Source organism: Succinivibrio sp. (assembly GCF_045124615.1).
GTDB classification, from domain to species: Bacteria; Pseudomonadota; Gammaproteobacteria; order Enterobacterales; family Succinivibrionaceae; genus Succinivibrio; species Succinivibrio faecicola.
The window spans coordinates 1-3,480 of sequence record NZ_JBGVMC010000280.1; the positions used below are offsets into that span (position 1 = coordinate 1).

The following is a 3,480-nucleotide window of genomic DNA, read 5'->3' on the forward strand; positions in this document are numbered from 1 at the left end:
TTAAAAGAGTTTTACCAAAACCTCTTGGTCTTGCAAAAAGAATAAATGAAGATGAGTATTCAAAAACCTTCTTAATGTAAGATGATTTATCAATAAAGTAGCAATTGTTTTTTCTAATTCTAGAGAATTCACTTACGCCAAATGGCAGGGGATTATATTTTTTATTTTTCATAATTATTATCCATATTATTTTTAAGGCTCTATATTTTATATATATTAAATTTTAATGTCTAGAAATAAATATATATATTTTAAATCACAGACAATATGGATTTATTTAGGAAAAAGTCATTATTTTGAGAAAATAAAAAAAAGAGAATATGTCTGATATTCATATTCTCTTTTGATGTAATATTTAACTTTAAAAATTCAGCTCTACTTTTTCAAAAAGGCATCTGAATAAGCTTTATAAGGTTCAAACAATTTTTCAATTTCACTATCATTGATCAATCTGTACTCACCTTCATTGAGATCTTCATCAAGAGATAATGATCCGATATAAAGTCTTTTAAGCTCAATTACTTCATTGTCTACGCATTCAAAAAGTCTTTTCACTTCATGGAAACGACCTTCTGTAACAGTGACTAAAGCAACATTATCAGAAACAATTTCAAGAAGAGCCTCTTTATATCTGCTTTTTTCCTCAGGATGTTTAAGTCCCTTTGCAAAAAGAGCGATATCTTTTTGAGTGATTTTATCTTTTGTTGTAGCAAGATATGTCTTTGTTACAAGATATTTTGGTGATGTCACCTGATGATTAAGATCACCATCATCTGTTACAAGAAGCAGACCTGTTGTATCAATATCGAGTCGACCTACACAATGCATCTTTGTAAACTTTGGAATATCTGAAAAGATATTTATAACAACAGGATTGTTATTATCTCTGTCAGCACAGACATAACCATCAGGCTTGTTGAGCATGTATATCTGCTTTTTAAAGCCCTCATCTGCACTCATCTGACAACCATCAAGACTGATGGCTGCATTTGATGCAATTTTTAAAGAAGGATCGGTTACAACTTCACCTTCAACCTCACACAATCCCTGCCTAATAAGTTTGACAGCTACAGAGCGTGTCAGGTCAAAATTGTGACATACAGCCTTATCAAGACGTAATGTATCTTTTGCCATTTTAGTTGTACTTAGCAAGGATTAGGGAGGCATTTGTACCGCCAAAACCAAAAGAATTTGACATAATTCTGTTGAGTTTTGCATCTCTTGCGGTATTTGCAACGATATCAAAACCCTTTGCTGCATCATCTAAGGTATCAATATTGATTGATGGAGCAATAAAGTTATTAGACATCATCAGTAATGAGAAGATAGCCTCATTTACGCCAGCAGCACCTAAAGCATGACCTGTCATTGATTTTGTTGATGATATTGCAGGACACTTGTCTGTAAATACCTTACCTATTGCCTCAAGCTCCTTGATATCACCAAGTACTGTTGCAGTACCATGAGTATTGATGTAGTCAACAGGACCATTTGCTGTTGCAAGAGCCTGTTTCATACAGCGATAAGCACCTTCGCCTGATGGAGCTACCATGTCATAACCATCAGATGTAGCACCGTAGCCTTCAACAACAGCAATGATATTTGCACCACGCTTTTTAGCATGCTCAAGCTCTTCTAGAACTAAAATACCACCACCAGCGCCGATTACAAAGCCATCTCTTCCAGAATCATAAGGTCTTGATGCTTTTTCAGGTGTTTCATTAAAAGCTTTAGATAAAGCCCCCATTCCATCAAAAAGACAAGAAATTGACCAGTGGGCTGACTCACCGCCACCTGCAAACATAATATCGTGTCTGCCAAGAGCAATCTCATCACAGGCAAGTGCAATACAGTGAGCTGAGGTAGAACATGCTGATGATACGGTTAAGGATGCACCTTTAATCTTAAATGCTGTTGCAAGATTAGCAGATGTAGTTGAACTCATAGCCTTTGGTACAGCATAAGGACCTACTCTTTTAATACCTTTTTCTCTTAAGGTATCTGCAGCTTCAACAATTGCACAGGTATCACCACCACCAGAGCCTACAAAAAGACCAGTTCTCTCATTGCTTACGTCACTTTGCTCAAGGCCTGCATTTTTAATTGCTTCTTGCATTGCAACATATGCATAACCTGCAGCCTCGCCCATAAATCTGAATACTCTTCTGTCAATAACATCTTTAAGGTCAAGATCAACCAGACCTGCAACCTGAGAGCGCATCTGTTTTTGTGCAAATTCCTGAGCAAACTTGATGCCAGACTTACCTTCTTTTAATGCTTTTAAAACAGCATCTAGTCCAGTACCAATAGATGAGACAATACCCATGCCTGTGATTGCTACTTTTTTCAAGGTCATACCTTACTCCGTTTTTTTATGAATTCTGTATACTTAGTGCAAACGATACCATAATATTCTGTTTGAGCAAAACATTATTACAAATCTATACAAAATATGATGCATAAGACAGTTTTTTTATATCTTTTTTTACAGGTAGAAAAACAAAGCTGACCAATTTTATCCAGAGCAAAAAACATAGTATCGATGCAACATAAAATTTTATAAACAAAATGACATTACACTAAGATCGTATATTCAAATTTATGCTCTAAAAAGCAAGATTAAGAAAAAAATCGGTAAATTAAAATTGTTTTATTGTATAATAATGCGCAAATTTAGGCCTTAGGATAATTAAAAGGCTTAAAGCAAGTATCAAAAATCATCATGATACTTTGTTATACGGATTATTCAATTAACGTTGTTCTGTTTTTTGATAATCGGTTTTGTTTAATTAAATCAGGTATTACTCTTTTATATGGCAAAAGAAGAAAGCATTGAAATGCAGGGTACCATCCTTGAGACCCTTCCAAATACTATGTTCCGTGTTGAGCTTGAAAACGGTCATATTGTTATGGCTCATATTTCTGGCAAGATGCGTAAAAACTACATCAGAATTTTAACTGGCGATAAGGTTACCGTTCAGTTAACACCATACGATCTGACAAAAGGTCGTATCACATTCCGTGCCAGATAATAAGGCAGATAATTTAAATTACAGCCTGAAACATCTGTTTCAGGTTTGTTTTTTTGCTCACCTAAGATCTTGTAAAACAGTTCAAAAATAGAATTGTTCCTTCTTTTTTAATCAAAGCCTTGGTTATATCAAACATTCAATTTATTGCATTGATCATTTAACAATAAAACGCATCACTTCAAAAATACAGGATAATATCACCAATTCATTGCATATTTCCTAACTTGATTTTATCAATCATTTTCAATCAGCATATTCATTTAAAACAGTTAAGAAAACGATTTATAAATGATATATTAAGTGAATTCTAATACCGATAATTATGTTACATGTGTTCTAGACAAGCACATTAATCTTTATTAGAATTAGGTATTGATATTAAATACGGATAAAGAATATGTGTGATAAGAATTTCAAAAAACTGCCATTTGGTACAGAGGAATTCTCT

4 protein-coding genes are annotated in these 3,480 nt (G+C 33.8%); 1 reads left to right on the forward strand and 3 read right to left on the reverse strand.

What is annotated here, in order from left to right; all coding sequences use genetic code 11:
• The 3 genes from ACJML3_RS07250 to fabB all read right to left on the reverse strand — a co-directional run.
• Window positions 1-172: AAA family ATPase (locus ACJML3_RS07250; RefSeq protein ID WP_406021941.1), on the reverse strand; the 172-nt coding region annotated here is incomplete at its 3' end.
• A 203-nt stretch (window positions 173-375) separates the two neighbouring features.
• Window positions 376-1,134: a pseudouridine synthase gene (locus ACJML3_RS07255; protein WP_406021938.1), complete on the reverse strand. Its 759-nt coding sequence runs from the start codon at window positions 1,132-1,134 to the stop codon at window positions 376-378.
• A 1-nt stretch (window position 1,135) separates the two neighbouring features.
• Window positions 1,136-2,350: a beta-ketoacyl-ACP synthase I gene (fabB, locus tag ACJML3_RS07260; protein WP_219938373.1), complete on the reverse strand. Its 1,215-nt coding sequence runs from the start codon at window positions 2,348-2,350 to the stop codon at window positions 1,136-1,138.
• Between the two features lie 463 nt (window positions 2,351-2,813).
• On the opposite strand from fabB, the gene infA reads away from it, so the two are divergent.
• The gene (gene infA, locus ACJML3_RS07265; protein ID WP_219938371.1) at window positions 2,814-3,032 is read left to right on the forward strand and encodes a translation initiation factor IF-1; all 219 of its coding nucleotides are present in this window, start codon (window positions 2,814-2,816) and stop codon (window positions 3,030-3,032) included.
• Window positions 3,033-3,480 lie beyond the last annotated feature (448 nt).